Here is a 25903-nt window from a genome sequence, read left to right on the forward strand (position 1 = left end):
CATGGCAAAGGTTCTGTACGAGAAAGATGACCGGATCGGGCGGATCACCCTGAACCGACCTGAAGTGATGAATGCCATCGACGATGATCTGCCGCGCGAACTGGCGGCGGCGGTGGCAGAAGCCGACCATGATCGCGACGTGCACGTGATGGTCCTGTCCGGCGCAGGAAAGGCATTTTGCGCAGGCTACGATCTGGCCCACTACGCCGAGGGCAACGGCCCCAACAAGGTGGTGCAGGACATGCCCTGGGACCCGATGCAGGATTTCCAGTTCATGTGGGCCAACACGCAGGCCTTCATGTCGCTCTTTCGGGCAATGAAGCCGGTGATATGCAAGGTACATGGGCACGCCGTGGCGGGCGGCTCGGATATCGCGCTTTGTGCAGACCTCACGATCATGGCGGACACCGCACAGATCGGCTACATGCCCACGCGTGTCTGGGGCTGTCCGACCACAGCGATGTGGGTGCACAGGCTGGGGCCGGAAAAGGCTAAGCGCATGATGTTCACGGGTGACAAGATAACCGGCGTCGAAGCCGCCGAGATGGGGCTAGTGCTGAAATCTGTGCCTGACGATCAGCTCGATGCCGAGGTCGAGGCGCTGGCCGCCCGGATGGCATCCGTGCCGATCAACCAACTGGCCATGCAGAAGATGGTGATCAATTCCGCCGTAGAGGAAAAGATCAACCAAACACAGCGCCTTGCCACAGTGTTCGATGGCATCACCCGCCATTCACCCGAAGGTATGAACTTCAAAGCCCGCGTGGAGCAAGCCGGCTGGAAACAGGCAGTGCAGGAACGGGACACCGGGACCTTCGACTGGACTAGCAATAAGCCCTTCGACTGACAAAAACCGCGAATTATTTGGAACCAACCGTTCGCGTTGGCGTGCCAAATTACGACAAAGCCCCGCCGTCCGAGTATAGGATAGGGAAAACTCGGTGCGCTCCGAACGAATGGCGGCACTTCTCGTCGCGCGGAAGCCACGAGCCGATGCATGCGCGGCAGTTTTTCCGCTGCGAGCGCGTGCAGCATAAAAAACGAACTCACAGGATGGGCTCTAACCCGCCATTCCGTGCAATCAGCCGCTCGTACTTTGTCGAGGCTCCGTTTCTCGCCTCCGCGTTCGGACGCGGTGGTCTTGTCTACCAATTGCGCGCGGGGCTGTGATTGGCTAGGACAGAGCATCACCAAACGGAGAGCCTGTCATGACGCCTGAAGAGATCGCCAAGCTACCTTATCGCCGCAATGTCGGTGTGATGTTGGTGAATGCTGACGGGCATGCCTTTGTCGGACAGCGCCTCGATAGCGAGGTGGCCGCGTGGCAGATGCCTCAGGGAGGGATCGACAAAGGGGAAACCCCACGCGATGCGGCTTTGCGTGAACTGGAAGAAGAGACCGGCGTGTTGCCTGATCTGGTGACGGTCGAGGCCGAGAGCGCGGGTTGGGTGGCTTATGATCTGCCGCATGACATCGTGCCGCGCATCTGGAAAGGGCGCTATCGCGGGCAAGAGCAAAAGTGGTTCCTGATGCGGTTTCACGGAAGCGATGATCAGGTGAATATCGCGGTTGATCACCCCGAGTTTTCGGAGTGGCGCTGGCTGGCGGCCGGGGATCTTGTGGACAACATCGTGCCCTTCAAGCGCGCGGTCTATGAACAGGTTCTGGCGGAGTTTGGCGACCTTTTGTAGGGCGTCACAGCGACTGCAACATGGGCTTGTCGGGCGCAGAAAAGGCCGATGACAAAATCAATCGGTGAAGATAGAACATGACCCAACGGCCCCGTGGCTCAACTGGATAGAGCAGCCCCCTCCTAAGGGGCAGGTTGCAGGTTCGAATCCTGCCGGGGTCACCAAAAACACCTGAAAAATATGGCTTATTTACAGGACGTTGTGCGGAAGCGTGCATAAAGTCCCGTGAGCTTTTGCGGCGAAATCGACTGAAACGGCCGATTTCTCGTACAAAACCTGTACAAAATTCGCACGTTTGTGCGTATTTCGGGGGCCAATCATGAGCCGCCATAGCTTTGATCCCGAAATCGCCGGACGTGTTGGCCTGAACGCGGCGGTGATTTTCCAGAACATCGTATTTTGGATCGAGAAGAACCAAGCCAATCGCCGTAACTTTCGAGACGGGCGGTATTGGACCTACAACTCGATCTCGGCCTTTGGTGAGTTGTTTCCTTATCTGAGTGAAAAGCAGATCCGAACAGCGCTCGAAAAGCTGGTCAGCGCAGAGCTGATCATAAAAGGCAATTTCAGCGATGATCGCTATGACCGGACCTGTTGGTATGCTCTGGGCAACTCCATTTGCCCAAATGGGCAAATCGATCCGACCGAAAGGGAAAATGATGCATTTGCCCCTGAGGGCAAGCCATCTGCCCCAGAGGGCAAATCCTATAAGAACAGATATAAACCATATCAAAAACCAAATCCTTCGCACGCGAAGGCGGCGGTGGAGGATGAAGCTTCTGAAAAAATTTTGTCAGCCTATCCGGAGGATCGCATTCGCGGCAAAGCGGTTTGCCTTTCACAAATCCGCCAAGCGTTGGCCGACGGAGTGGATGCCAAAGACCTCGAGGGCGCCGTGCGGGCCTATGCATCCGAAAGCGAAGGCTTCACCCGCTCCAAAGTGTGTTTCTCCGACAATTGGTTCACGTCTGGCCGTTGGTTGAAATACCTTCACGATGTTGAGGAGGCGCGAGAAGCAGGCAAAGCCAAAGAAGCCGAACTGCTGAAAGGCTTGGCCGACTGGGTCACGGACAAGCACCCCCTTTGCCGCCATATCACGCCCGGCCAAGTAACCGCTTTGCTGGCCGCAAACCTGGTCAGCCCTGCTGAAATCGAGGCGGCGGGGCTCAGAGCATGAGTGCGACCGATCCCAACAAAGAGCAGAGAGCAAGGTTACCCACCGATTACATCGGCGGGACTTGTGAGGGGCGGCAAGCCTCCCCTTCAAACCCCAACCAGACGCGCGCAAGCGGCGTCAAAGAGGGCCTTTCAGAGAGCGTGATCTTTCGATGCACCCCGTCGGAAAAGGCAGCGCTTGTGGCCAAATCGCACGCCGCTGGCCTGCCCAATGCCACGTTGATGCGTGAGGCCTTGGGGCTGACTGAGGCACGTCGGCGCAAGCCCGTCCCCCGTGTTGACCCGAAGCTGACCTTTGCGATTGCCCGCGTCGGCGGCAACCTCAATCAGCTCTCCCGCTGGATCAACGGTGCGGTCAAGTCCGGCCGCGCGAGCCAGATCGATGCGCTCAAGGTCGCGACACAACTGGTGGTCATCGAGCGGCAGATGGCGCAGATCGTGGCGGCGCACACAGGCGGCGGCGAATGATCATCTCGTTCTTCTCCACCGGCACTGGTGGCGGTGCAGCTCCCGTAGACTACCTGACAGCGCGTGAAGTTCTGGCCTATGACGAGAACCGAAATCTGATCCGTGATGACAACGGCCAGCCGCAAACCAAGATCCGCGACCCGCTGCCCGAGGTGCTGCAAGGCAATCCCGATCAGACCCGCTACCTGATCGATGCGAGCCCAAACAAGTGGAGCTACACCGCAGGCGTGATCAGCTTTGCCGATAGCGATGATCCCAGTCCCGACGCCCAGCAAGAGGCCATTGAGCTATTTGAGGCTCTGGCCTTTGCTGGGCTGGACAGGGATCAATACGATTGCCTTTGGGTGCGCCACTCGCATGAGGGCAACATCGAGCTGCACTTCTGTACGCCACGCCTTGAGCTCAGCACCGGCAAGGCGCTGAACATCGCACCGCCGGGGCATGAGCACGCCTTTTCCGGCCTACGCGACCTGTTGAACAAGACGCACGGTTGGGCAGACCCTTTGGCCCCAGAACGCGCCCGCGAAGTGCGGGCGACGATTGAAGCACCGACGCGCGCGCAAGGTCGTGAGGCGCTGCACGATTGGATCCTCGATCAGATCAGCGTCGGCACCATTACTGACCGAGCCAGCATGATCGACGCACTCACTGACGCAGGATTCGAGATCGCCCGTGCCAGTAAGAATTACATCACCGCCCAAGACCCCGACACCGGTGAGCGCTGGCGATTGAAAGGAGAGATTTTCCATGACGACTGGCAAGCCGAACCGCCTCGCCGAGAAATTGAACGCGGACCTGGAGACAAACCGCAGCGACCACGCCGCCTTGATGGCATCTCAGCTGGAGAGCTTCAGGAGCGATTTCAGCAGCATTGCGACCAGCGCGCTACATACAATCGAGACCGATATCAGGTTCTTTCTGAGCGACAGCAGGAGCGAGTTGGAGAGGCGGAGCGAGACGATCAGGCGCTGGTTGACGATCTCACCCTGGGTGATCGTGGCGATGGTCTCATCCTGGATCGCGACAGTGCTGATCGCGAGTTGGTTTTGGACGGGCTTGTTCACGCGCTCGGAGATGACGAGGCTTGGCCTGACACGGATCGAACAGGCTGGGCAGACATGGGTGACGCTGGACCCCGACCGGACCGAATTGAAGACCTGCACCATGGCCGGGACGCCGGTCATCTGTATCGAGATCAAGGAACCCTAGATGACACAGACCCTGACAGCATTGGAACGCGAATTGCTCGCATCCGTCGAGCGGTTGGTGACGGCCTGCGAGAGCTCAGCCAAGGAATTGCTCGCCTTGGAGAAACGCTCGACCAGCAGGATCGAAAGCAAGGTGAATGGCTTGGCGCATTGCGTGGCGCTATTGATGAAATCACATCTCATGTCCGTCACCACATTGGCCGACTTGCTGCGCGAGGAGCAGAATTACGCGACGCTGCAGGCGGGGTTAGAGACCAGCTGGAAACTAGCGAAAGACGCCGAGAAGCGGCTGAAAGAGAGTTAGACGCGAGAGATAGCCACCGCAGCGCCGGACATTCGCTTTGATCTTATTGCAATTTCTGACGTGGTTCGAAGGTCTTTAGCAGGAACCCTGAATTCGATCTTCAGCAAAACGCTGCATGTATGCGATTTCCTTGGGGGGGGGGCGCAGCGGAGAAACCAGTCATTCGCGAGCCTGCGAAGGATGGCCGTGTTGCGGACTTCACAGACATTAAAATCAAAGCCAGCAAACTCCGGTTCCGATGCAGCGCGCACCCGCATCTATCCACCAGCTCTGGCAGGCCCGGGTGGGAACCTAACCGCAAGAAGAACTCCCAAAGCCAACACGAAGACATGAGGAAATGCGGTTTTGAGCGCTGCAGACGCCCAAGCAACCGGAGAAAACTTTAACTCTGCAAAGGCTGTCGTCCAACCCAGATTTACACCGTAGCTATGCGGCCCTGCGACCGTGCAGTCGGGTATGCCTTCAAGATAGTCGATCCTTGCAAGATAAGCCTCTTGGTAAAGCTTCCAAAGCCCATCTAGGCCCCAAAAGGGCAAAGCGCAAAGCGCCGCGGACCAGAGCAAGACCTTTCCTTGAGCGCCGAGCTTTTCAGAATAGACCGCGAAGATTGCCGCGAGGGCGACTGTGACTGACCACCCTTTGAGGGTAAAACTAAACGTATTGAAACCTTCATAGGTGTTGATGAGAAATTCGTACTCATTCCAAACAAGGTCACAGACATCAGGCATGTTGCATTTTCTCTTTATTGCGGAGCTCTATTTCCACGATAACTGACCTTCGTTCACAATGCAGCATCGGTTAGTCTGGGCTCTTTCCGGCCGTTAGCTGCGTTTTGCACCAATGTCCGCACTGAGTATCGTTAATGCTTGAAACAGTTCTCTCTGTGCCAATTCACAAATTCCGCCCTTGGCCGGTTGGCGAGGCGGTCCGGCACCAAGATCTTGCCGGACGCGTTGATCATCGATGTCACGGCTTCGATGTCGTTGCTCTGACGGGAAACCAGAATAGTCAGGTCGTCAGCTAAACCAACGAGACCGCGATCAAACATCCAATGCGCAGTTCCAGACAGGGCGAGCCCGTTGCTGACGATGTCGGGGCCGTCATGCTCTACAGGTCTGATATGAGCGGCTTCCACTTCGGCACGGCCGCCGCCATTGATCAGACGCAAACCAGTGATGGCGCAGCGCTCGCCGTAGGCGCGCAGGACGTTCTTTCTGAAATTACGATCGCGAACCGCGCGATTGGTCAGCTGGTTGACGCGTTCTCGAGCGGGCATGTGTTGGAAAGGTGTTTGAGCATCTTGAAACCCTGGCATCTGCATCGTGTCGCCCACGCGAGGCAGGATGTCCTCATCTCGTCCAAGGCCACGTTCGACTATTCGGGCAAAGTCTTCAGCTGAAAGGGTTCTTACTGCGGCTTGCGCGCGTCCGGATATCTTGCCTTGATCGTTCAGCAATCCTCTTTCGATGATTGAATTCTCGTCCCGGAATGAAACAGGGTCGCCGAAATCAAGATACGTTCCTAGCTCGATCACCGCCAAGAACATGTCCTGCTTCCTAGGATCCGGAATGATCTCCTGGACCTTGGCGACAGCGAAGTAACCTTTGGTCTCTTTGACTTTGCTTGGCTCCAGGTAGACGATCCAATCCCCTTCGCACTGTTGGGCGCGAGAGAGGTATTGCTTGGGAAACTGATACCGCTCAGAGGGAATGTCGTCGTAGATCGAGTCGCTGCGATGGATGAAGATGCCGAAAGCCATCGGATCACCTGCGTTGTAGGCGTTCCAATTTTCGATCGGCCGCGCGTAGGGTCAGCACCGCACCTGTCAAAAATGGAAGTGCCAAGCCCGCTGCAGCGATTGCGAAAATCATGATGGCGGCCAAAACCGAGTATTCGGCGGTCTGTTGTGCCAATGATAGTCGCCCCAAGCCGATCAGGTAGAACACACTGGTTCCCAGGAGGATCAGGTAAAGCGGTCCAAAGGGTTCAATCATCTCACGACGGGTGCGCTCCAAAACTGAGTGCCTCAACATGTTCCAGCGTTTGCTTGCTTTGTTCACCCGATTACTCCCTTACCAACTCGATCCATGTGTGCACGTCGTCATCCGTCACTTCACGGCCTTCGACATGCGATTGATACCATCGGGCAACGATGGCCCCGCGCTTTTCGCTTTTGATCTTTATGCCCTCTTCGGTGAGGTGCTTATCCAGCGAGCTTTCGATGTGCTTGAGGGCCTCGAAATCATGTCCAGCCCGAATGGATTTGGTGCCGAGTAGCAGCCAGGGCACGTCCACCTCGAACCGCTCACCCATCGCGACCAAGGCTTCTACAGGCATTCCTCGCTGGCCCTTTTCGTAGCTGTGATACGCGCGCGGTGAGACACCGATAGCTTCCGCCATGGCCGCTTGTGAGAAGCCGATTTCATTGCGAGCAATGGTGAGACGAGCACCCATTGCAGCAAAAAGATCAGCATGTTTCTGCGGCATCTGCATTTTCCAATTGACTACTTCGCCGAAATTCGCGAATTTTGCAAAAAATGACGAACATTTACAGTTAATCACATCTGACCACGTCAGAAGGTGCAGAACAAGCGATTCCATGCGTGTCGCCGATTCAACTTAAGCGGACAAGGACGACTGAAATGGCAGAGACCAACTATTCAGACAGCTCTCAGATCCTGGGGCTTGGAAAAACGCCCGCGCAGTGGGTCGAAGTTATGGCCGGGATGGGGATCGATATTTCAGAACGCACTTTGCGTGAACGCGCCAATGAGACCGGCGCCTTTTATCGCCTCGGGCGGACCATGCTGATCACGCCTGCGCAGATTGATACGATTTTTGAAGGAGGCCAGTCATGCCGCTCAAAATCTACAAGAGGGGCCGCGTTTACTGGGCCAGGGGGTGGATTGAATACAACGGCAGGCCAATCGCCGGCCCATACCGGCGAAGCACTAAGGCATCTACAGAAGAGGGCGCACGGGACTGGATAAACCATGAGACCGAACGTCAGATCCGCCGCTATGTTGTGGGCGATGAACCGAGCAAGACGTTCTCCGATGCAATCATGCTCTACAACGCTTCGCCTAAGGCAGCGAAGCAGTTGATCCCGATTGTCGAAGCAATCGGCGACCTGTCGCTAGGTGCGATTTCAGGGGCGCTATTGAAGAGCCTTGGGCCGAAGCTGAAACCCAAAGCGTCGACCGATACCTGGTGGCGTGAAATCGTGACGCCCGCCAGTGCGGTGATCAACAATGCGCACGAGCTGGATGGAACGCCGCTGATCCGGGTGAAACCCTACGACAAGTTCGAGCGGATCGCGCAGGACAAGCGGCGCGGCAAGCTTAGCCGCGTCGAGCGCACGCCAGCTGATAAGGAATGGATCGAGGCATTTTGCCGTGCTGCTGATCCGTACAATGCTGCGCTGGTCCGCTTCATGTTCGAGACGGCTGCACGGATTGATCAGGCTGTATCACTGGAGCCGGATGACCTTCGACCGCACGAAAACAAAGTTCGCGTGAAAGCACAGAAGGGCCATCCAGAAAGTTGGATAACCGTCTCACCTCAGATGATGGACGAGCTGCTTGCACTGCCGCCTAAACGCCCCAAAAATCGCAAGACCGGCAAGCTCATGAAGGCGCGCGTTTTCGGCTATGGAAGTTCCACCGGTTACAACACGCGCTGGAAGACGATCTGCAAGCGCGCGGGCATCCCGTACCTGTCAGCCCACCCCGCTGGGCGGCACGGTTTCTTTACTGAATTGGTCGTACGGCAAGGCGTTGATCCGGTCACTGCAGCGAAAGCTGGCCGCTGGTCAGACCCGAATTTGCCTATGCGCATCTATGCCCACGCAGAGACCGATGAGGCCGACATCAGGGCCCGTTTTCGCACAAACCACGTACAAGATGACACTGTACAAACACCCAACTCTAAGAAATCACATAAGGAATAGCGCTATGAACGCATCCCTCCTAAGGGGCAGGTTGCAGGTTCGAATCCTGCCGGGGTCGCCAGCTTTAAAAATTCCTTTAAATCAAAGGCTTTGAAGGCGGGATGTACTTCGTTTGCGGTGTCATGTACACCACGGGAGTACACCACCGAAAGAGCCTCAGATGCAATACATTGAACAGCCGAAAGGCCAAGGCACAGCCTACCGATTCCGCATGAAGACCCCAAAAGCCCTCAAGGGGACCGTAAGCCCTTGGTCAGGGAAGTCGTTGGGGACGTGGATTATCCGCTCAATGGGCGGCGAGAAACATTTGCCCACGGCACGAAAGCTGCGAGACGTTTACTTGGCCGATGTGCGGGCCTTGGAGATGGCACAGAGGGCGCGTGACAGGTTCAGCCTAGAGAGAGCGGAGATGTGGGCTGACGCCATGCGAGAGGCCGAAGACCCTGCAATGGTCCGTGAGGTGCTGTACGATGAAATTGAGAGAGCGCCAAAGAGCCAGCGTAAGGCATTCGGCAAGGTGGCCACTGCGCAATCCCTTCCGGTGTCCCGTGCGGTTGTTCAGTATTTGAATGATAGAGCAGAGGGGAACGGCTTTGGCTACAAGCCCCTTGGCCCGACGTCGGTTAATGAACTTCATACGGCGATCAACCACTTGTGCGCATTCACCGGAACTACAAAAGACACGTTGTTTTTGAACGATCTTTCAACCGAGATGGTGTTGGAGTTTCGTGGCTCCTACCTCCCCTCACAGAAATCAAAGAAGACGGGCAAAGGTCTGACGTTGGCGACAGTTGAGAAGTCCACAACAATGCTTCGCGGTCTCTGGCGCTGGGCGTTGGCCCACAAGAAAGTAGACCTTGACGTCAACCCCTTTGACACACCCGAAGGTGTCCCAAGAGCGAAGAAGACCAAGGAAGCGAAGACGGACCAATACAAACCTGAGGAAACCCAAAAGATACTTGAGGTTGTGCCTCAGGGTGACCGTTTGGGTGACCTGTTCCGGCTTGGTTTGGTCACTGGTGCCCGTATCACTGAGATAGCAAAGGTAACCGTTGACGATACCTACGAGGATGGTTCGGTCTTTTTCATTGAAGGAGGGAAGACAGATAATGCGAAAAGGGTTGTACCTGTTCCAGTGGTCGCCCAACCAATTGTTAAGCGACTGAGGCAAGCCGCCGTTGATGGTGGCCATCAGCGCCTGTTCCACGCTTTCCCACTTGCGCCCAAGACGAACACGGCCAAGGCAGCATCAAAAGCTTTCACCAACCTACGTCGCAAGGTGTTGGGAGTGGAGACCGATGGCCGTTTGAACTTCCATTCAACAAGACACACTTGGAAGACGACCTCTCGCAGGGCTGGTCTTTCCATCGACGACGCCCATGATCTAGGTGGCTGGGCGACGCAGGCAAAGTCTTCGGACCCATATGACCATGGCCTGAACCTTGAGGAACTGACAGCGGCCCAAAGTAAAGTGACCGCCTTGCTGGACAAAGACGGCCACCTTGAGGGTTTCTAGACGGCTCAGATCACAGCCAACTGACGGTCGCTGAAAGCCACGGTAGGTCCATCGCACTCGAGTGAAAGCCAAGAGGCGATTTCCTCATTACCATGCAATGAGCGTAGCCCCTCGACGTTAAGCGTATAGGGCGGTAGCCGTTGGGAGTACGGAGAAAGCACTTTTTGCAAAGTCAGGGCTGGCACCTCCAAAGAAGCATGCTCAGCCAAGTGCGGACATTTGTGCCTCAAATACACGCACCTGCGACGTTAGCCTAAGAAGAGCCAGGAGTGTTCCTGATCACGTTGAGCCGTCCTCATTGTGTAATCTAAGCACTAGGCGTCGCCCTAAAAGTGTCCTACACCTCAATTAATCAAAGAGCAAAAAGACCAACGGCGAAGCGCATTTATGACCATCAAAGTCAATCCCGATGTCCTGATTTGGGCGCGTGAGACAGCTGGTTTCACGTTGGAAGATGCTGCGCGCAAATTGTTTTCTGATGGAGTTCGTGCCACGGCTGACGAGAAGCTAGAAGCCTTGGAGAGTGGCGACAAAGAACCGTCCCGCACACAACTGAATAGCTTTGCCAAGTTGTACAAAAGACCCTTGCTCGCTTTCTACATGGAACAACCACCGCGCACCGGACGTAGAGGGCAGGATTTTCGTCAAAGTCCAGACAGCCGAACCAAGCGCGAAAACGCCATGCTAGATGCACTGTTGCGCGATGTAAAAGCTCGGCAAGAGGCCGTAAGGGACATCCTCATGGATGACGAGGATTTCTTGGGGCGCAGTTTTGTAGGTTCCGTGTCTCTCAAAACGAGCGTTAAAGCCGTCGTACAATCCATCTCCAACGAACTTCGGTTTGATTACACGGATGTTGGCTTGCGCCGCGGTGACCCTGACAAGCTGTTTAAGAGGCTTCGTGAGGAAGTGGAGGACATCGGCATTTTTGTAATGCTGTTGTCTGATCTCGGCTCTCACCATTCGACAATCCCGTCCAGCGTGTTTCGCGGTTTTGCAATAGCTGATGATGTCGCCCCATTTATTGTGATTAACGCAAAAGAGGCTAAGCCGTCCCGTTCCTTTACGCTAATGCACGAACTTGCCCATATCTGGCTTGGCGCCACAGGAGTAAGCGGTCAGGCTTCTGCCGAAACACCTTTAAACCAAACCGCCAAGATTGAGCGGTTTTGCAACGATGTGGCTGGAGAGTTTCTCTTGCCATCTGCACATTTCCGCAAAGGTATGCCCGAGTTTGACCCTGACGATAGCAGGGGTGCAGAGGCCGTGGTGGATAGTATTGCCTATAAGTGGTCCGTAAGCGGTCCGATGGTTGCCTATCAACTTTATCGGACAGGGGACCTAAGTGGTGGTGCCTACGCTAGCCTCCGCGAAATGTACGCGGCGCGGTGGCAGGCTGCACTCAAGAAACAAAAGGAAAAGATGAAAGAAAGCGACGGGCCGAACCCGCACGTCGTTAAATCTCACAATCTAGGCAACGCGCTATTGGAGGTCGTCCATCGTACCGTTCGCAGCAATGCGCTTACCTATACGAAGGCCGCAAACCTGCTGGGAGCGAAACCATCTGCGGTTGAACCGCTGTTGAGACGATTTGAGGCTAAACGAAACAAGGGTGAACTGTTCTCCAATCCGAGTGGAGTGCCTTGATGTTCTTGATTGATGCCAACGTGTTGATAACGGCAAAGAATACCTACTATCCATTGGAACACATCCCGCAGTTTTGGACTTGGCTCATTCATCAAGGTGAAGCCAATACTATCAAGATGCCACGTGAGATTTATGACGAAGTATCTGGCGGGTCCGATGACTTGGCAGAATGGATTAAGTGCGAAGACGCTAAGAACGCTTTACTTTTAGATGAAGACGCAGACCTCGCGTTGGTCCAGCAAGCGTTACGTGACGGTTATCAAAGCGATGACGCTAAGTTCACAGATAGTGAGCTGATAAAAGTAGGTCGTGACGCTTTCCTTGTTGGCTATGGACTTGTTGATGACAGCAGGACCGTTGTTACAAAAGAAGTCTCAAAGCGCACCAAGCGCCTAGGCGCAACCCGACTGCCAGATGCATGTGACGACTGCTCAGTGCGTTGGTGCGATGACTTCACAATGTACCGCAGTTTGGATTTCAACTTACGCTGACGGACATGCTTTTTCAGCAAAAGCGTTCGACCAGCTTTTTTTGGGGGTGGTGCTCGATGCGACGAATGTCTGATTTCAGTCTTTACCGCAGGCAGAGGTAGGTGAGGCCCGCGCAGTAGAGAAGGTCAATAGTCGTTTGCCACGCTGAAAGGATTGGTGGCTGCGAGGCACCGAGAGGAAGGCCCGCGAACTGAAACTCCGAAGGCTGGCGGCAATAAGCCTTCAATCCGTCAACTTTGTCCAAATTCTGGATGGTCGCGGGCGATCTGAAGCTGGGCCACATGCACCAAGGCGTTCAACACTTCGGCCTGAGAGACCTCTCTACCAGTATTGGCGAGGTAGCGAGCCTTAAGCATGTCTACAGCGGTTACCACTTCGGGGCGGATACGCAGCACAGACCACAGGGCAGCGTGACTGCGGCCTGAGGCTTCCATACGGTCAGCCTTAAGGGGGGCCAGAGTGGCGGAGAAGGCACGGCCAAAGAAGCCTTCGCATGTGGAGCGGAGGCAGCGGAGATAATAGGTACGGCCACCTGCGGGCAGCTTGCGAGCCTCAGTATTGGGGCGATGCTGGGTGGTGTAATAGGCGGTCATGATGTTTCCTTGTCGTCAGGCGTGACTCCACAGGGGCGCTGAGAGGCGCCTCACAGAGTCGTTGGGGTTTTGGTGGGGGTTGCTTAGGGCTGTCCTTCAGGGGGGGGCTCAGGGAGTCTCTCAGGCGGGGTGAAGCCTTAAGATCATCCACGGGTCTTTTTCATCAATCAGGCTGCTGTAGTCTTCGGGAAGATCAAGGCGAGGCATCCCCGTAAGTCTGTATTTGCCGTAGTAGGTGAACTCGACCTCATCGTCGGCCAACGGAAGGGGCGACAGACGGCGCATAGCGGTGCGTTCTGCTCTCCTGTACTCCTCCGCTTCATCAGCGGTAAAGTTTGAAGACTTGCCTTCGGCCTCCCTGAACACCGGCTCTAGGGTCACCTTCTCGGGCGCTGCAGGAGACCAATGGTTTGCACCAGTATAACCTTTGAACAGGGTGGCTTGCATCCATGCGATGAAGTCGTTGGACTTGATTTGATTGTATCCATCACGGTGGGCGGTGTCGACCAGATCGACAATGCCGCGAGGGGAGACCAGAAGGCCACGATTGCGGCGACCATCGGTGAACTTGAACGGTGTTTCAGCGATCTTGATAGCATCATATTCGGAGAGACGAGCCAAGGTGCGACTGAAACTGCCGTTGTGTGGCCGGAAGCCAAGTTGCTTTGCTATGGCAGACCCAGAAAGCCAGAGGTTGCCGTTGGACTCGATTACGTCGAGCGACTGACCTTGGAAGTCATGAACTTCATGTTTGAAGGCAGAAGTGATGAAGGCTTGATTGTTTATGTCATTGATCATGATCTCATGACTCCTTTGCGCAAGCCCAAGGTGGACTTACGGTGCATTGTGGTGATGCGAAGGTGTGATTGAAGTGTTCAACTCCATCTTGGTCTTGCCAAGGCGAAGCCGATTGAGGTGATATCCCCGCCCTTATTATACTTAAGGGCAAAGCGGGGTATTTTTTGCGGGGTAGTTTGTTGCCAAGGCGAAGGAACAGGTGACTTACTGTTTCAACAGACCACGCTCTATCGAACGGGCATCGAAAGAAAATTCAGACAAAAGAAGGCAATGCCTTTTCTTGGTCAAAGGGAACGGGTCACAATCGTCACTTCTAACCATAAGCACGCGACAACGCGGGAACCCTGAGAGGACACTTGGGGGACCACCCCACGGCAATGCTCTCGGCCATCCTCAGGCCGCAGAAAGGCATGATGAAGATGACATGAAGACAACCAAGAGCATTGGCGAGGAGAGGCGTGGTCGTTCTGGTGTGTGCTAGTATGGGGGTTAGTCGAATACAGGTGACCGCTTTGGTGTTGTGCAAGTGTGTGGGTTAATTGCGAGCAAGTTGGCTTTTCAGACCAAGAAGCAGGTGGGTCTAGGCTTGGTCTTTGAGAACGGACGAAGGAGATACGATCATCTTCACCTCCACCTCAGCCACACCTTGAGGGTCACCCTAACGATGAAGTGCAAGGAGAGGAGATAGAGATGCCTGCACCATCACGGCCACTCTCATCACACCTTAAAGACACCTTAAGGGGAACCATCGGGGATAGGGGTAAGTGTGTGGGTTATTCGAATGCGCCTTGTTTTCATGGCTCCGCTCGCTCACTCAAAATGCGGTAGACGCTGGACTTCCCGATGCCCAACTTCTCAGCAATCACCAGTGCCTTCATGCCACCTGCAGCCAACTCTCTGACCTCCTCAGCCTTGGCCTGTGCCGTCGCCTTGCGGCCCTTGTACTTGCCCTCGGCCTTAGCCTTCGCAATCCCCTCGCGCTGCCTCTCAAGCATGACCTCTCGCTCAAACTGAGCAATGCTGCCGAACATGTTCAGCGTCAGACGTCCCGCTGGGGTGCTGGTATCAACGCCCATATCAAGGATGCGAAGGGACACGCCCTTGGTCTCCATCTGCTCTACGATCTTCATCAGGTCAGCCATAGAGCGAGCCAGACGGTCCAGCTTGGTCACCACCAGCACGTCACCCTCACGGACATACTCAAGGGCCGCTTGTAGCTGCTCACGACGTGCCACAGAGGAGACCTGCTCCTTGAATACCTTCTCAGCCCCCGCACCGATCAAGTCACGCTCCTGAGCTTCAAAGCCTGCAATCTGGTCTACTGTCGATGTGCGAGCATATCCGACGATCATGGGTCAATCCTTCCATCTAGAGTCATAGACATAATGGGAAAGGCTTCCCAGAATGTGAATCCCATTCATGTGGGACGGATTGACTCACCCTTCAGCTTTCCCAATGGAGCAAGGTTCAAAGAGACGCCCCATCCCAGTTGGATAAAGCGATGTCGGGCAATTCTCTAAAGATTGTGAAAGACAACTTTTGCGAGAGGGTGGCCAACAACTTGCGGAGCCCCCCCCTTCAGCGAAACCCATGGGCAACTTGATGGGTAACTTGCAGGGGCTACGGGGGGGACTCGCTCGACATCCTATTTGATGTTAGAGCCTCAAATTTTTATGCCAAAAACATTCAACCTTTCCTGTCCATTACAGGATAGGGCGCTCACAAAGGAAACAAAACAATTCGGAAACAACCGTTCAGGAATCGGGTTACATTGACGTTGTTCTCGTGTTGTCTTCCTATGAACGAAGGCTCGCATTTTTTCTTTCTGTGTTTTGGGAGTAGGGTTGGTATGTTGCGGTCATTTGACTTTTTGGCTTTGCGATCCAATTGAAGTTCGGACCATTACCTTTAGCGGTTCCTGAAACGAAGCGTCTGTATGGTCGGCTGATGGTCCGAATCCGCCCTTTCGGTCGAGACCGCAACACAGCGGATGCCTTCGGATTCACTGATACTCGTGGCAAGAGAGCTAGGCTGGTGAGAGCAGTCCAGAAAGCTAGATCTTTTTTGCTGTCATCGGGTGTGCGAGCAACTATAAGGAGAGTGATCAAGTGGTTTGGGAATAACATGAGCAAAAAAGTCATCCGTCAAATTATTCTGGACGAGCCGTCAAGTAAGGACTTGTTTCACGGCGGAGGCCATGAGCGAACGGCTTACTCCCTATCAAAAGCGATTGTTAAGTTTGACAAAGGTGACAGTGCGATTGGGTTGGACGGTTCATGGGGAAGCGGCAAATCCAGCGTAGTCGAGATGGCGGCGCGAAAACTCGCTGAGAGAAACAGCAGTGGGAAGAAAGCCTACCATTTCTTCACGTTCGACATTTGGAAATCGCAAGGTTCGGGCTTCCGACGCTCATTTTTGGAACACTTCGTCACATGGGCAAAATATACGTTCCCGAAAAAACGATCTGAGTTGGAAGACGTAGAGAGGCAAATTCACGGAAAGACGAGGGAAATCCAAACCAACAATCAGCCGATTTTGGATTGGTATGGCATTGGCGTTCTGGTCTTTTTACCTTTCCTTCCACTGTACTATTTTTGGGCAAAGAAGGTTTTTGACGACATGAGCCAGTCGGGAAACATGATGGGTTTCCTTTGTTCTGCGCCATTCCTAATTCTCCTCATTTTTATGGTTGGCACACTTGTACTGGCATTTGTGAAGTATCGTCGCGGGGAAGGTGGTGGTAAAAACGCCGATTTCAAAGCTGTAATCTCACGCCTTTTGCTGATCAGCTCTCGACAACACCAAGACCACAAGGTTGTTCAAAGAGTTCGCGAAGTCGATCCAAATGACTATGAGTTTCACACAACCCTTAGAGAAGTTTTGGGCATCGTACAGTCTGATCAAGATCGGGTTGTTGTTGTGCTGGATAATATCGACAGACTTCCTAAAGACGAAATCAAAGACTACTGGGCACTGGTCCGTTCGATTTTTTCGAGAACCCATGGTGAGAAGAGTTCAGGGAAGCAACGCAAACACAAAGAAATAACCGCAATTGTCCCCTTTGCTCGGAAACAAATTGAAGCGGGAGTTAACGAAAGCGAAAGTAATGGCGATGGGTTCTCGACGTCGCACAGTCTCAGCAGCCTTGCTTCTCGGGAGTTGTTTTCAAAAACCTTTGACGAGGTGTTGGTTGTGGCACCGCCCGTCTTATCGAATGCAAGAGAGTTCTTCGCAGCGAAACTTGAAGAAGCGCTGCCAAGGCAGGTTTCGGCCGATGTTAGGTTTCGAACATATCGAATTTTTTGCGAACTCTTGAACGTTGAAGGCGGCACGACCACGCCGCGACAAATTGTTTCTTTCGTCAATGATCTGAGCGGACTTTACGAACTACATGATGGCAAATTCGAATTGCCAACAGTGGCAACTTTTCTGGCACATCAAGACCTTTTGTCAGAAAAACCATCAGTCTTGAATTCCGACAAAGGTTTGAATGAGAAAATCGTCGAACTGGCCGGTGACGAAAAGCTGGTTCAAAACTTGGCTGCGATGGTCTTCAACGTTGAAGTGGAACTGGCTTTTCAGATTTTGTTGGACGACGAGATTGCCAAAGCGATGATCGCTGAGGACGCTAGTCTACTAGTCAATTTGTCTGACGCGCCTGGTTTCGATTTGCGTGTTGACGATGTGCTTCAGGATAATGTCGAAGAATGGATGAGTACAGGTGAGTTTGGGAAGTCGGTGGGCAACATCTCAACGCTGCTCAAGACTTACAGTGGCGATGCAAAGAGCCACATAGTAAACTCCATTTTGGAGGCGTTTTGCCACGTAGAAACTATTCTGATTACGGACGATGAACATAAACCGTTTTTACCTATTTTCGAAATCGCTGATGAACAGCAAATATCAGGTGTTACGACGCATTTCATTGATGCAGTTTTTGCGGGTATTCATCAGCAAAAAAGCCACCGATACCTTGATGGCCAAAGTCTTTCTTCCGTACTTCGCCAGCTAAACGAAGCGCTTTCCCCATTAGCTGCGGGGAGAGAACTGCAGATCGCTCTAGGACGTCAAAGCCCGCCGAGTACGCCGGAGTTCATGTTCGGGCTAAGTTCAGAGATCAAAAAGGCTGGTTTTGAACTTTCAGATTTCGGTTCTGTTAGAATCGTCACACCAGACGACAGCGACTATTTTGAGACAGAGTTCACTAAATATCCGGCTCTAGCGATCCCAGCATTAACTCAATTTGAGGAAAACGGATTGCTCGACGATAATCAGTGGTTGAGCATTGCAAATTCATGCCTGTCATCGCTTCAAGAAGATGAGGTAGAGCCCGAGAACGTCGCAAATCTAATCGAAATCGTCGCTATGACTTGGCGAAAAATCGACGAAGATCGTCGAGATGAAATTGAACTCGACGATGCGCTCACCGAAGGCCTATTTTTTCACAATTTGGGGGAGGGTGAAACATCCTCTAGCAAAGTCGCACAGGCGAACTTGTTGTTTTTGTTGCAAAAAAAGATTGGGCAAGAGATTTCTATACCCACGACATTTCAAGAAGATGGAACACACTCTACTGACACTTCAGATGCATTCGAAACCTTCAATGCTACACTCAAGGGTGAGGTTGAAATCGGGGACGGCCAATCAAGGCGCATTGCAGATATGGCGATTGCTTCCGAGCAAGCTAGCCTCTGGATAAATTTTGGGAAGAAGCACCGCGAACATAGAGCCGTTTCTCAGGTCGTCTTCCAACTGTTCAGCGGAGAAGGCTTGCCAGCCATTGGGTTAAAGTCGTTACTTACCAATTTTGCCTACCTCCATGAGCTTCTTGCTGAAGCAGGTATGACCGACGCTCTTAGAAAATTTGCGGCGCAGCTAGAAAATGAGAATTTGGAAGAGCTTACATTGCAAGAACTGCCCACCGGCTTTCTTAGAGCCACAAACGCCGTGGGAGATGGCCTTTGGGAAGACTTGCACGGTCATGTCGACCGGCTGCTGAAGACTATTGCGTCGGATGAATGGTCGGAGCACATCGCCAAAATGGACCACAACGCACTTATTCTCATTGAGAAGTTGGATTCGTCTGGATGCGAATTGGACGGTGGTAAGTTCAGAAAGCCGTATGTAAGGGTTGTGAAAGATTTGCTCGCGGGGCGTTTGACCATCAGAGCCAGTACAGGGTCGCTTGATACTCTTTTGTCCGCTATTGATGAGCGGTACCATGGAGACATCTGGAGAACTTTGCGTGAAGAGGTGACGCACGTTACTGCTGAGTCCCTCGAAGTTGGTATGGAGTCGTTTCCGCAGTTGATCGCCAACGTTGCGCATCGCGGCGACAGAATTATGAAGGCGGAAAAGGACAACGTCATTCGTCAACTCCTGATTCCAGCTCTTGAAGGCCGGAATTCAGCCGCACTGCAAATCTTTATTGGAATGGGTTATGCGAAACTAAAGGACTTTCAGAATGCAGCCGAAACCAGCACAACCAAAATGCTGGAAGGGGCGTGGCAAAGCTTCTCCAATGCTGAGGAAGATCGCGATCTAATTCGTTCTGTTTCGGAAGCGATCTACGGTGTGAGAAAGACCAAATCTGTCTTCGACCCAAGTTTTTGGTTCCCTACCAAAAAATAAATTGGAATTGGGGATGTTAACTGTCCACTCGGCTTTCTGCTGCTTGAGTGTTCGCCGACTTATTGGTTTGTTCAAAGACATAACGGTTACTTGCTCTTACTTTCGCTATGAAATCTCAAACACTGCACGCCATTTTCCACTTTATTGCCGTCCGAGGGCGTCTACGACAAATCAGGTAATCCGCACATCTTGCTTCAAACACTCCCGCGATATTTCGCGAGCATAACCACCTTCCTTGACAACCTACCATCGATGGCGGATTGTCCAAAGTAGGCCCTTACGCGGGCCTGTGTGCCCGCCATGCGAAGCGATGCAGCGTTCATTCTTCAAACAATCACCTTGCAATATGCAGGGTCTGATTAGCAGCGGGCACCTAGTCGGATTCAGATGGAAATGAATCATGGCATCGAACCAAAAAATCAGAGACATCAAAAGACTCGCCAAGCGTTTTGCAAAGGCTCAACGCATCTCGCAACAAGAGGCACTCGACTTCTTCGCAACCGAATTTGGGTTCCGACGTTGGAACGGGTTGCAGATTGAATCCAAAAGAGGTTGGGCTGCGAAAGGAGAGGAGTTGGCAAGGCTGGAAAGCATGGTCGATGAGGCAAATCCGTTTGGCAACGAATGCGAAGGCAATTTCGGAGCGCTATTCGATACCTCGGACGCCGTTAAAACGGGGATACTTCAAGACCAGCACTACGAGTTGACCGTTTCCGCCGACGATATCCACATGGATGGCGAAGGCTGGCGCATCATTGTTCCGGAAGCACCGAACGCGTCCCCAATTGTTGAAATAGACCAAGGGTACTCAAAGACTAGCCCTGTCCGCAATTCTGAATTTTTGCGCGAGGCTGTCAAAATCGCTTGCAGGGAGAGCGAGAGCATTCACGCAAGAATAGCGTCTGATTGGCCTCGAAGATCGACCAAGCCGGACGCGAAAGGAGTGGTGCGCCATCCTTTGTTCCACAGCAAGGAAGGGGTTCGAAAAGACGGTGATACATGGTTTTGCTTGCACTGCAATGGCAAGATTAGCGGAATCCAAATTGCAAAAAATCTTTGGCATTGTCCTGCTTGCGGAGCATCTCCGATCGACATTTTTAGCGAGCCATTTTGGCTGGATGAGAGTGATGCGCCGCCGCAATTGATTGAGGGGCCAGCACAGGGTGGCCGCGGTGAACCAATTGTAAAAATAGTGGATAGAACAATGAAACTTGAACTCGATGAAGAGAAGGTAACCGCCCTCATAAGAAGCGCCTTGATGGACGATGCAAATAACTTCGCCGAGCGCCTCGGGGCGCAACTGGCTAGGGTGAGTGTGGATGAGGAAAATGACGTTTGGATCACATTTGAAACGCACTACTGGCCTGAAGAAAAACAACCAGTCCAAGCAATGGCCGTTGCAGAAGCGCTGGGCCTAAGTCTTGACTGCGATATGGTTTTCAATGACCCGCTCTTCGCTTGGCCCGGAATAGCGGAATTTAGTTCGAACACTTTGGAGTATACGAAGTCTATGATGGCGGCATATGAAGAGCATGCAGATCGCCGGAAGGCAAAGTAGACCTGAAAGTTATTTGGGGGGCAAGGCTATGCAATGACCTCCCATTTCAATCTGTGTTTCCCAGTGTTCGTTATATAGTCAGTCTTTTGACGGGCGATGCTGGCAGCGCGGCGAATGCGCGCCATTTTTTCGTGAAGAACGCGAGAATTCCGCTGGCTTGAGGGAGGGTGCCCGACCAAGAAAACAGGTTAATCAGGCGCAAAAAACTTCACAAAAGACGTGTGCCTGTTCGAGTGGTGTACCGGACACTACGCTCAAAGTACACCTCGCGCTTGGCCGTTTTTGTTTTTCAAAAACAATGGTTTGCGTCGTTTCTGGCGGCGTTTGACGACTCCTCCTGCCGGGGTCGCCACTCAATCTTCGTAAATATCTGTCTATCTTCAGCGCCTATGTGGACCGATAGGCGCTGCGTTAGTCATTCAGGGCTAGAGCCCGCCGGCGCCGGAAACCATCGTTCCGATGGAAACCAGGCCAATCATCCACTCACTCTCAAACGGGACCACTTACGTGGGCGGCTCAGGAACCCTCGGCGGCCAATGTCACGTCAAATTCCACATGCAGGAACGGCTCTGTCACCTTGCCGGACAGCTCCATTCCTTCAGGGAAATCGGCCGCTGGTTTCTTGTGATAGGTCATCACAAGGTCATCGCGCACGCCAAACACTGTGTCCTGATCCAGATAGGGATCATCCTCAGGGAAAATCTCTGTGACCAACGTGCGATATCCGGGGGCTTTGACGATGTAGTGCAGATGCGAGGGGCGCCATGGATGGCGACCGCAGGCACGCAGGATGTCGCCCACGGGACCGTCGGATGGCACGGTGTATTCCACTGGTTTGACGGTGGTAAATCCATACCGGCCGTCATCCCCCACAGTCATCAAACCATGAAACGAGAACGTGTCCTGTTCGTCGTCCTGGCTGGCATACATCCCATTGGGTGCGGTTTGCCAAATATCGAGTTCTGCCCCTGCAATTGGATTGCCTGCTTCGTCTTTGATCATGCCTTCGGCAAGCAAAACCGGCCCGCCATAATGGCGTTTCATATCACCTCCGATTGCCAAGGGCGGCGCGCCTGAAACGTGGAACGGCCCCAACACCGATGAACTGGTCGCGGTGGGACTGGAGTGCAGCATATCGACCAGAGACGACAGGCCGAGCACGTCAGAGGCCAGCACAAATTCATGGTGATCTTCAGTTTCAATGGCCGCACAGCCTTCGAGGAAAGCAATGCCGGTCCGCCATTCTTCATGGGTGAGGTTCGTTTCGCGGGCAAAGTCGTGCAGGTGGCGAACAAGCGCACCCATAACTTCGCGCACGCGCGGATTGGTGTCTTCGGACAAGTAGCCCATAAAAACATCGGTGATGTTGTCTTTGGTAACGTTGCGCATGAGATGGCTCCTTAGGTGAGAGCGAGGCTGAGAATTGGGAAGGCGATCAGGATGAACAGGATGATCAGCATGACGAAAGCAAACGGCAGTGCGCCCATGAAGACGTCTTTGAGCGATATCCTGTCATCGTTGATCGTGGATTTGATCACAAAGCAGGAAATCCCGAGCGGCGGTGTAAGCAGGCCGATCTCAGCGCCAACCACTGTGATGATGCCAAACCAGATGAGCGACATATCCAGCGCTTCGGCAAGCGGCAGGAACAATGGCACGACAATCAGGATGATCGACGCCGTGTCCAACAACGTTCCGAGAAACAACATCAGCACGACATAAAGCAACATGATGGTCCAGAACGATGATGTGTTGCCCGCCAACAGATCCTGGAGCTGATTGGGCAGTCCGGCAAGGCCTAGCATCCGGCTATAGATGGACGCCGCGGTGATCAGGAACAGGATGGCCGCCGTGATGTGGCCGGTTTCCAAAAGCGCGTCCCAGAATGCGCGGCGCGACATGGATTTGCGCACAACCGCGATCAACAGGGCGACCATGGCGCCGGTCGCGCCGGCCTCAACCGCGGTCAGCCAGCCGGTGTAGATGCCACCAAGAACAATGGTGATGAGACCCAATGTCGGCAAGGTTTTGGAGGCGATTTCGCGGCCAGACATCCATTCGGTGTCCGCAACAACGCGTCCGCCCACAAACCCTGGCGTAAAACGACCCATGAACCAGATTGCACCGACGTAAGCGACAGCAAGCAGGATGCCGGGAATAACGCCAGCGAGAAACATATCGCCCACTGATTGTTCGGCCACAAAGGAGTAGATGATCAACATCGCCGACGGCGGAATGATCATCCCCAGAACGGAGGACCCGGCCACAACACCGACGGCGAAACGAGGATTGTAATCCTGCGCCATCATCTGCGGCACCGACACTTTGGTGAACACAGAGGCCGAGGCGATGGATGATCCGGTGACGGCGGCAAACACCGCGTTTGCCCCGACCGTGGCCATGCCAATGCCACCTTTGACTTTGCGAAACCGCATGGTCATGACTTCGTAGATGTCTTTGCCTAGCCCCGCCTTCGAGACTATGAGCCCCATAAAGGTGAACAACGGAATGGTGGCAAAGCTGTATTCCATAGCGCTGTCGCCGACTGCAATTTTCAGCAGGTTCAGGGACAGAGTGAAGTTGTCGCGCATAATCCAGATGGACAGGAACGACACGACGCCCAAGGCCACCGGAATGTAGACGCCGGAGTAGATAAGAAAGACGATAGCAATGACCGAGATCAGGCCAATTTCGATCGGGGTCATTTGGACGCCTCATCATGTTCAGGGGCTCGGATCATCTCGGGGCGATCTTGCGCGCTGATGACCTTGAATACGAAGATCAGGCAAGACAGCGCTGTGCCGCTTGCTATGACCAATTTGACCGGCCACCAAGGCAGGGTGAACAAGCCGGGCACACCGAAGTAATCCTGTGTGTCCCACATGTGCAGGAATTCGGGGAATGTGACGTATGCAATCAAACCCATGAAGATAGCAGAGACCGCGTTGATGATGCGGCGCATGCTTCTAGCCACACCTGGACGGCGGGCGTGGATGACCCCAAGAAACCCGTCCGATCGGGTAAGCCGGTCCACCCGCACAACATCGGGCAACTGCAAAAACACAATCATCACTACAGAGAATTGCACAATCTCGTAGGTGCCACGCAGCGGTGCGTCAAACAGGCCACGAGCGATGACATCGACGTTTAGAATGACCACCAACGCCAGCACGACAAGCGTGCCTAAAGCGTTGGTGGCAATGGCAAATGAGTTGGCGACCCGGGACAGTCCAGAGGCGGCTGACTTTAGCATTTTTCGGGCCTTTCCTAGGTCGCCAAAACAGAGATTATTTCTTGGTCCAGTCGCGAACGCCGGTGTGTCCGGCATCGGCGAGTTTGCCAAGATAAGCCGCAAGCATTGCTGTGCCATCTTCGCCTTTGCCGTTCAGCGTTTCGGCCCATTCCTGTGCCACGTTTGGCATGGCATTGGCCCAAGCTGCACGATCTTCGGCAGACAGTTCGACAATTGTGCCACCAGCAGCGACATAGGCGTCACGCGATGCGGCTGCGCGATCCATGGCAATACCCGCAACGTGGTCACGGTACTGGATGGCAACATCTTGCAGGACCTCTTTTACGCCATCAGGCAGTTTGGCCCAATAATCCGCATTCACGGTCACTGTCTTGGAGTTCACAGCACCAAGGTCTGCGCGCAGCATGTAAGGCGCCACTTCGGCAATTTTGAATGTTTTGGCGGCTTCAGGCCAAAGCATTGCGCAATCTACCAGACCGGTTTGCACCATGTTGTAGAAATCGGTCAGACCGCCACGTACACCAGCAGCATCTTTGATGCCTTCCAAGTAGCGCAGGTTCAGGCCCGCACCGGCGATCTTGCGGCCTTCGAGATCAGAAACCGAGGAGACTTCTTCGGAGCAGAACACCTGATAGGTGTCCAGCACGACGCCGGTCGCCAGATAGACTTGGTTCTGGGCTGCAAATTCGTTCTGCATCGCAGGGAACTCACGTGCGATTTCGTCCACGGCCTGAGCCACAGCACGGGCATCTGTGGCAACGAATGGCGTTGAGCCGGAAATGCCTTGGCTTGGCAATTTCGAGGAATGGAAGATCGTGGTGACAATGCCGATGTCGCCAAGGCCCAACTGGACGCCTTCAAGCACGCCTTTGGGCTTTACGATCGACCCGCCATAGTTTTCCTGCCAGTTCATTTTGTATGCGCCGGCTTCGCCAAGCTGGCGGTCCACTTCGGGAATGAAGAAATTCGAGAATTCCTTTACCCACAAGGCCCGGTCCGGATAGCCATCGATCACGACAGCAGACACGCTTTCTTGCGCGACGGCCGGTACAGCCATAACAGCAGCCACAGCGGCGCCGATCAGGTTGATTTTGGTGCGTTTCATCATTTTTTCCTCCCAGAAAGTCAGGCCTTTCAGCCTCTTGATTAAACTTCGCCGGTTTTGACCCAATTCACAGTCAGGTCCGTTCCGGCCGCTTCGAACAATTTAGCAATCGCACAGTACTTTGCCGTTTCCGCGCCCACCTCTGCCAGTTCCTCCAAACTGGCAGAGGTGGTGCAATTCACCGTGAGTGTGATTTCGGGAAACGGCAGGTCGATCTCTTCTTCCATCAACACGCCGCGGCGGTCGAATTTGCAGTCCGCATCAATTGTGACTGTGCCCAGATCGACGCCCAGACGTTTGGCGTTCTTGTGGCCAATGACATTGGTGCAGGCGATCAGCGCGGTCAGCGCGGTTTCAGTCGGGGTCGCGCCCAGATTTGTGCCGCCACGTTCGGCAGGCTCATCAACTGTGACGTTCAGATCGCGGATTGGAATTTCCGTGCGCGCGGGTGTCGGACACTGAGCAGTGGTTTTGTAGGTCACTACAGTCTTCATTCGAATGGCCACGGTGGTCCC

Annotated in this window: 23 protein-coding genes and 1 tRNA gene; 12 read left to right on the forward strand and 12 right to left on the reverse strand. The window is 53.8% G+C overall.

All coding sequences use genetic code 11. The features are described from left to right. Position 1 precedes the first annotated feature (1 nt). The 6 genes from PG871_RS03120 to PG871_RS03145 all read left to right on the forward strand — a co-directional run bounded on the left by PG871_RS03120 (position 2) and on the right by PG871_RS03145 (position 4888). Complete coding sequence (locus PG871_RS03120) at positions 2 to 847, forward strand: crotonase/enoyl-CoA hydratase family protein (protein ID WP_108890982.1); 846 nt, start codon at positions 2 to 4, stop codon at positions 845 to 847. A gap of 361 nt (positions 848 to 1208) precedes the next feature. Continuing rightward, positions 1209 to 1691, forward strand: a complete 483-nt coding sequence (locus tag PG871_RS03125) for an RNA pyrophosphohydrolase (RefSeq protein ID WP_270725843.1) — start codon at positions 1209 to 1211, stop codon at positions 1689 to 1691. 87 nt (positions 1692 to 1778) lie between these two features. After that, positions 1779 to 1855: transfer RNA gene (locus PG871_RS03130), tRNA-Arg, on the forward strand. Between the two features lie 155 nt (positions 1856 to 2010). Beyond that, positions 2011 to 2868 (forward strand): hypothetical protein, encoded by an 858-nt coding sequence (locus PG871_RS03135; protein WP_270725845.1) that lies wholly within the window; start codon positions 2011 to 2013, stop codon positions 2866 to 2868. Continuing rightward, complete coding sequence (locus PG871_RS03140) at positions 2865 to 3335, forward strand: plasmid mobilization protein (RefSeq protein ID WP_270725848.1); 471 nt, start codon at positions 2865 to 2867, stop codon at positions 3333 to 3335. The genes PG871_RS03135 and PG871_RS03140 overlap by 4 nt, the downstream gene beginning before the upstream one ends. After that, a complete protein-coding gene (locus PG871_RS03145; RefSeq protein ID WP_270725850.1) occupies positions 3332 to 4888 on the forward strand; it encodes a relaxase/mobilization nuclease domain-containing protein in 1557 nt (518 codons plus the stop codon). The genes PG871_RS03140 and PG871_RS03145 overlap by 4 nt, the downstream gene beginning before the upstream one ends. Positions 4889 to 5104: 216 nt before the next feature. On the opposite strand, the gene PG871_RS03150 is transcribed toward PG871_RS03145, so the two are convergent. The 4 genes from PG871_RS03150 to PG871_RS03165 all read right to left on the reverse strand — a co-directional run bounded on the left by PG871_RS03150 (position 5105) and on the right by PG871_RS03165 (position 7448). Then, positions 5105 to 5575 (reverse strand): hypothetical protein, encoded by a 471-nt coding sequence (locus PG871_RS03150; RefSeq protein ID WP_270725852.1) that lies wholly within the window; start codon positions 5573 to 5575, stop codon positions 5105 to 5107. A gap of 131 nt (positions 5576 to 5706) precedes the next feature. Continuing rightward, positions 5707 to 6606 carry an HNH endonuclease gene (locus tag PG871_RS03155; RefSeq protein WP_270725854.1) on the reverse strand — a complete coding sequence of 300 codons (900 nt, stop codon included), beginning with the start codon at positions 6604 to 6606 and terminating at the stop codon, positions 5707 to 5709. A 4-nt stretch (positions 6607 to 6610) separates the two neighbouring features. Then, positions 6611 to 6907 carry a hypothetical protein gene (locus PG871_RS03160; protein WP_270725857.1) on the reverse strand — a complete coding sequence of 99 codons (297 nt, stop codon included), beginning with the start codon at positions 6905 to 6907 and terminating at the stop codon, positions 6611 to 6613. Between the two features lie 4 nt (positions 6908 to 6911). Continuing rightward, entirely contained in the window at positions 6912 to 7448 is a 537-nt protein-coding gene (locus tag PG871_RS03165) for a helix-turn-helix domain-containing protein (protein WP_270725859.1), read from the reverse strand. A gap of 253 nt (positions 7449 to 7701) precedes the next feature. Between PG871_RS03165 and PG871_RS03170 the strand changes: the two genes are divergently transcribed. From PG871_RS03170 to PG871_RS03185, 4 genes are all read left to right on the forward strand, one after another. Next, complete coding sequence (locus PG871_RS03170; protein ID WP_270725860.1) at positions 7702 to 8796, forward strand: tyrosine-type recombinase/integrase; 1095 nt, start codon at positions 7702 to 7704, stop codon at positions 8794 to 8796. Positions 8797 to 9205: 409 nt separating this feature from the next. Next, positions 9206 to 10312 (forward strand): tyrosine-type recombinase/integrase, encoded by a 1107-nt coding sequence (locus PG871_RS03175; protein WP_270725863.1) that lies wholly within the window; start codon positions 9206 to 9208, stop codon positions 10310 to 10312. A gap of 387 nt (positions 10313 to 10699) precedes the next feature. Further along, positions 10700 to 11959 (forward strand): ImmA/IrrE family metallo-endopeptidase, encoded by a 1260-nt coding sequence (locus tag PG871_RS03180; RefSeq protein WP_270725865.1) that lies wholly within the window; start codon positions 10700 to 10702, stop codon positions 11957 to 11959. Then, positions 11959 to 12450: a DUF4411 family protein gene (locus PG871_RS03185; RefSeq protein ID WP_270725874.1), complete on the forward strand. Its 492-nt coding sequence runs from the start codon at positions 11959 to 11961 to the stop codon at positions 12448 to 12450. Before PG871_RS03180 ends, PG871_RS03185 begins: the two co-directional genes overlap by 1 nt. Positions 12451 to 12680: 230 nt before the next feature. Here PG871_RS03185 and PG871_RS03190 read toward each other — a convergent pair whose 3' ends face one another. The 3 genes from PG871_RS03190 to PG871_RS03200 all read right to left on the reverse strand — a co-directional run bounded on the left by PG871_RS03190 (position 12681) and on the right by PG871_RS03200 (position 15193). Next, entirely contained in the window at positions 12681 to 13043 is a 363-nt protein-coding gene (locus tag PG871_RS03190) for a hypothetical protein (protein ID WP_270725876.1), read from the reverse strand. Positions 13044 to 13163: 120 nt separating this feature from the next. Beyond that, positions 13164 to 13841 carry a hypothetical protein gene (locus PG871_RS03195; RefSeq protein ID WP_270725878.1) on the reverse strand — a complete coding sequence of 226 codons (678 nt, stop codon included), beginning with the start codon at positions 13839 to 13841 and terminating at the stop codon, positions 13164 to 13166. 794 nt (positions 13842 to 14635) lie between these two features. Then, entirely contained in the window at positions 14636 to 15193 is a 558-nt protein-coding gene (locus PG871_RS03200; protein ID WP_270725879.1) for a recombinase family protein, read from the reverse strand. A gap of 772 nt (positions 15194 to 15965) precedes the next feature. Between PG871_RS03200 and PG871_RS03205 the strand changes: the two genes are divergently transcribed. Continuing rightward, positions 15966 to 19472, forward strand: coding sequence for a P-loop NTPase fold protein (locus PG871_RS03205; RefSeq protein WP_270725881.1), 3507 nt, complete (start codon positions 15966 to 15968; stop codon positions 19470 to 19472). A 400-nt stretch (positions 19473 to 19872) separates the two neighbouring features. After that, a complete protein-coding gene (locus PG871_RS03210) occupies positions 19873 to 21030 on the forward strand; it encodes a hypothetical protein (RefSeq protein WP_270725882.1) in 1158 nt (385 codons plus the stop codon). A gap of 516 nt (positions 21031 to 21546) precedes the next feature. On the opposite strand, the gene PG871_RS03215 is transcribed toward PG871_RS03210, so the two are convergent. Genes PG871_RS03215 through PG871_RS03235 form a run of 5 tightly spaced genes read right to left on the reverse strand, consistent with a single transcriptional unit; the run spans position 21547 to position 25882 of the window. After that, complete coding sequence (locus tag PG871_RS03215; RefSeq protein ID WP_270725883.1) at positions 21547 to 22419, reverse strand: dioxygenase family protein; 873 nt, start codon at positions 22417 to 22419, stop codon at positions 21547 to 21549. 11 nt (positions 22420 to 22430) lie between these two features. Continuing rightward, positions 22431 to 23735, reverse strand: coding sequence for a TRAP transporter large permease (locus tag PG871_RS03220; protein WP_270725884.1), 1305 nt, complete (start codon positions 23733 to 23735; stop codon positions 22431 to 22433). Continuing rightward, positions 23732 to 24283, reverse strand: a complete 552-nt coding sequence (locus PG871_RS03225) for a TRAP transporter small permease subunit (RefSeq protein WP_270725886.1) — start codon at positions 24281 to 24283, stop codon at positions 23732 to 23734. Before PG871_RS03225 ends, PG871_RS03220 begins: the two co-directional genes overlap by 4 nt. Before the next feature lie 34 nt (positions 24284 to 24317). Next, positions 24318 to 25388 (reverse strand): C4-dicarboxylate TRAP transporter substrate-binding protein, encoded by a 1071-nt coding sequence (locus PG871_RS03230; protein ID WP_270725887.1) that lies wholly within the window; start codon positions 25386 to 25388, stop codon positions 24318 to 24320. 41 nt (positions 25389 to 25429) lie between these two features. Then, positions 25430 to 25882 (reverse strand): OsmC family protein, encoded by a 453-nt coding sequence (locus tag PG871_RS03235; RefSeq protein ID WP_054001081.1) that lies wholly within the window; start codon positions 25880 to 25882, stop codon positions 25430 to 25432. Positions 25883 to 25903: the final 21 nt, after the last annotated feature.

Origin of the sequence: Shimia sp. Alg240-R146, from assembly GCF_947331465.1 — a bacterium.
Classification (GTDB): Bacteria; Pseudomonadota; Alphaproteobacteria; order Rhodobacterales; family Rhodobacteraceae; genus Shimia.

Coding starts and splice junctions, on each gene's coding strand:
- PG871_RS03230 (WP_270725887.1), bottom strand. CDS start 25,388: ATGAAACGCACCAAAATCAACCTGATCGGCGCCGCTGTGGCTGCTGTT.
- PG871_RS03235 (WP_054001081.1), bottom strand. CDS start 25,882: ATGAAGACTGTAGTGACCTACAAAACCACTGCTCAGTGTCCGACACCC.
- PG871_RS03135 (WP_270725845.1), top strand. CDS start 2,011: ATGAGCCGCCATAGCTTTGATCCCGAAATCGCCGGACGTGTTGGCCTG.
- PG871_RS03200 (WP_270725879.1), bottom strand. CDS start 15,193: ATGATCGTCGGATATGCTCGCACATCGACAGTAGACCAGATTGCAGGC.
- PG871_RS03145 (WP_270725850.1), top strand. CDS start 3,332: ATGATCATCTCGTTCTTCTCCACCGGCACTGGTGGCGGTGCAGCTCCC.
- PG871_RS03140 (WP_270725848.1), top strand. CDS start 2,865: ATGAGTGCGACCGATCCCAACAAAGAGCAGAGAGCAAGGTTACCCACC.
- PG871_RS03120 (WP_108890982.1), top strand. CDS start 2: ATGGCAAAGGTTCTGTACGAGAAAGATGACCGGATCGGGCGGATCACC.
- PG871_RS03170 (WP_270725860.1), top strand. CDS start 7,702: ATGCCGCTCAAAATCTACAAGAGGGGCCGCGTTTACTGGGCCAGGGGG.
- PG871_RS03150 (WP_270725852.1), bottom strand. CDS start 5,575: ATGCCTGATGTCTGTGACCTTGTTTGGAATGAGTACGAATTTCTCATC.
- PG871_RS03190 (WP_270725876.1), bottom strand. CDS start 13,043: ATGACCGCCTATTACACCACCCAGCATCGCCCCAATACTGAGGCTCGC.
- PG871_RS03155 (WP_270725854.1), bottom strand. CDS start 6,606: ATGGCTTTCGGCATCTTCATCCATCGCAGCGACTCGATCTACGACGAC.
- PG871_RS03180 (WP_270725865.1), top strand. CDS start 10,700: ATGACCATCAAAGTCAATCCCGATGTCCTGATTTGGGCGCGTGAGACA.
- PG871_RS03220 (WP_270725884.1), bottom strand. CDS start 23,735: ATGACCCCGATCGAAATTGGCCTGATCTCGGTCATTGCTATCGTCTTT.
- PG871_RS03215 (WP_270725883.1), bottom strand. CDS start 22,419: ATGCGCAACGTTACCAAAGACAACATCACCGATGTTTTTATGGGCTAC.
- PG871_RS03195 (WP_270725878.1), bottom strand. CDS start 13,841: ATGATCAATGACATAAACAATCAAGCCTTCATCACTTCTGCCTTCAAA.
- PG871_RS03125 (WP_270725843.1), top strand. CDS start 1,209: ATGACGCCTGAAGAGATCGCCAAGCTACCTTATCGCCGCAATGTCGGT.
- PG871_RS03205 (WP_270725881.1), top strand. CDS start 15,966: ATGAGCAAAAAAGTCATCCGTCAAATTATTCTGGACGAGCCGTCAAGT.
- PG871_RS03175 (WP_270725863.1), top strand. CDS start 9,206: ATGTGGGCTGACGCCATGCGAGAGGCCGAAGACCCTGCAATGGTCCGT.
- PG871_RS03210 (WP_270725882.1), top strand. CDS start 19,873: ATGGCATCGAACCAAAAAATCAGAGACATCAAAAGACTCGCCAAGCGT.
- PG871_RS03185 (WP_270725874.1), top strand. CDS start 11,959: ATGTTCTTGATTGATGCCAACGTGTTGATAACGGCAAAGAATACCTAC.
- PG871_RS03225 (WP_270725886.1), bottom strand. CDS start 24,283: ATGCTAAAGTCAGCCGCCTCTGGACTGTCCCGGGTCGCCAACTCATTT.
- PG871_RS03165 (WP_270725859.1), bottom strand. CDS start 7,448: ATGGAATCGCTTGTTCTGCACCTTCTGACGTGGTCAGATGTGATTAAC.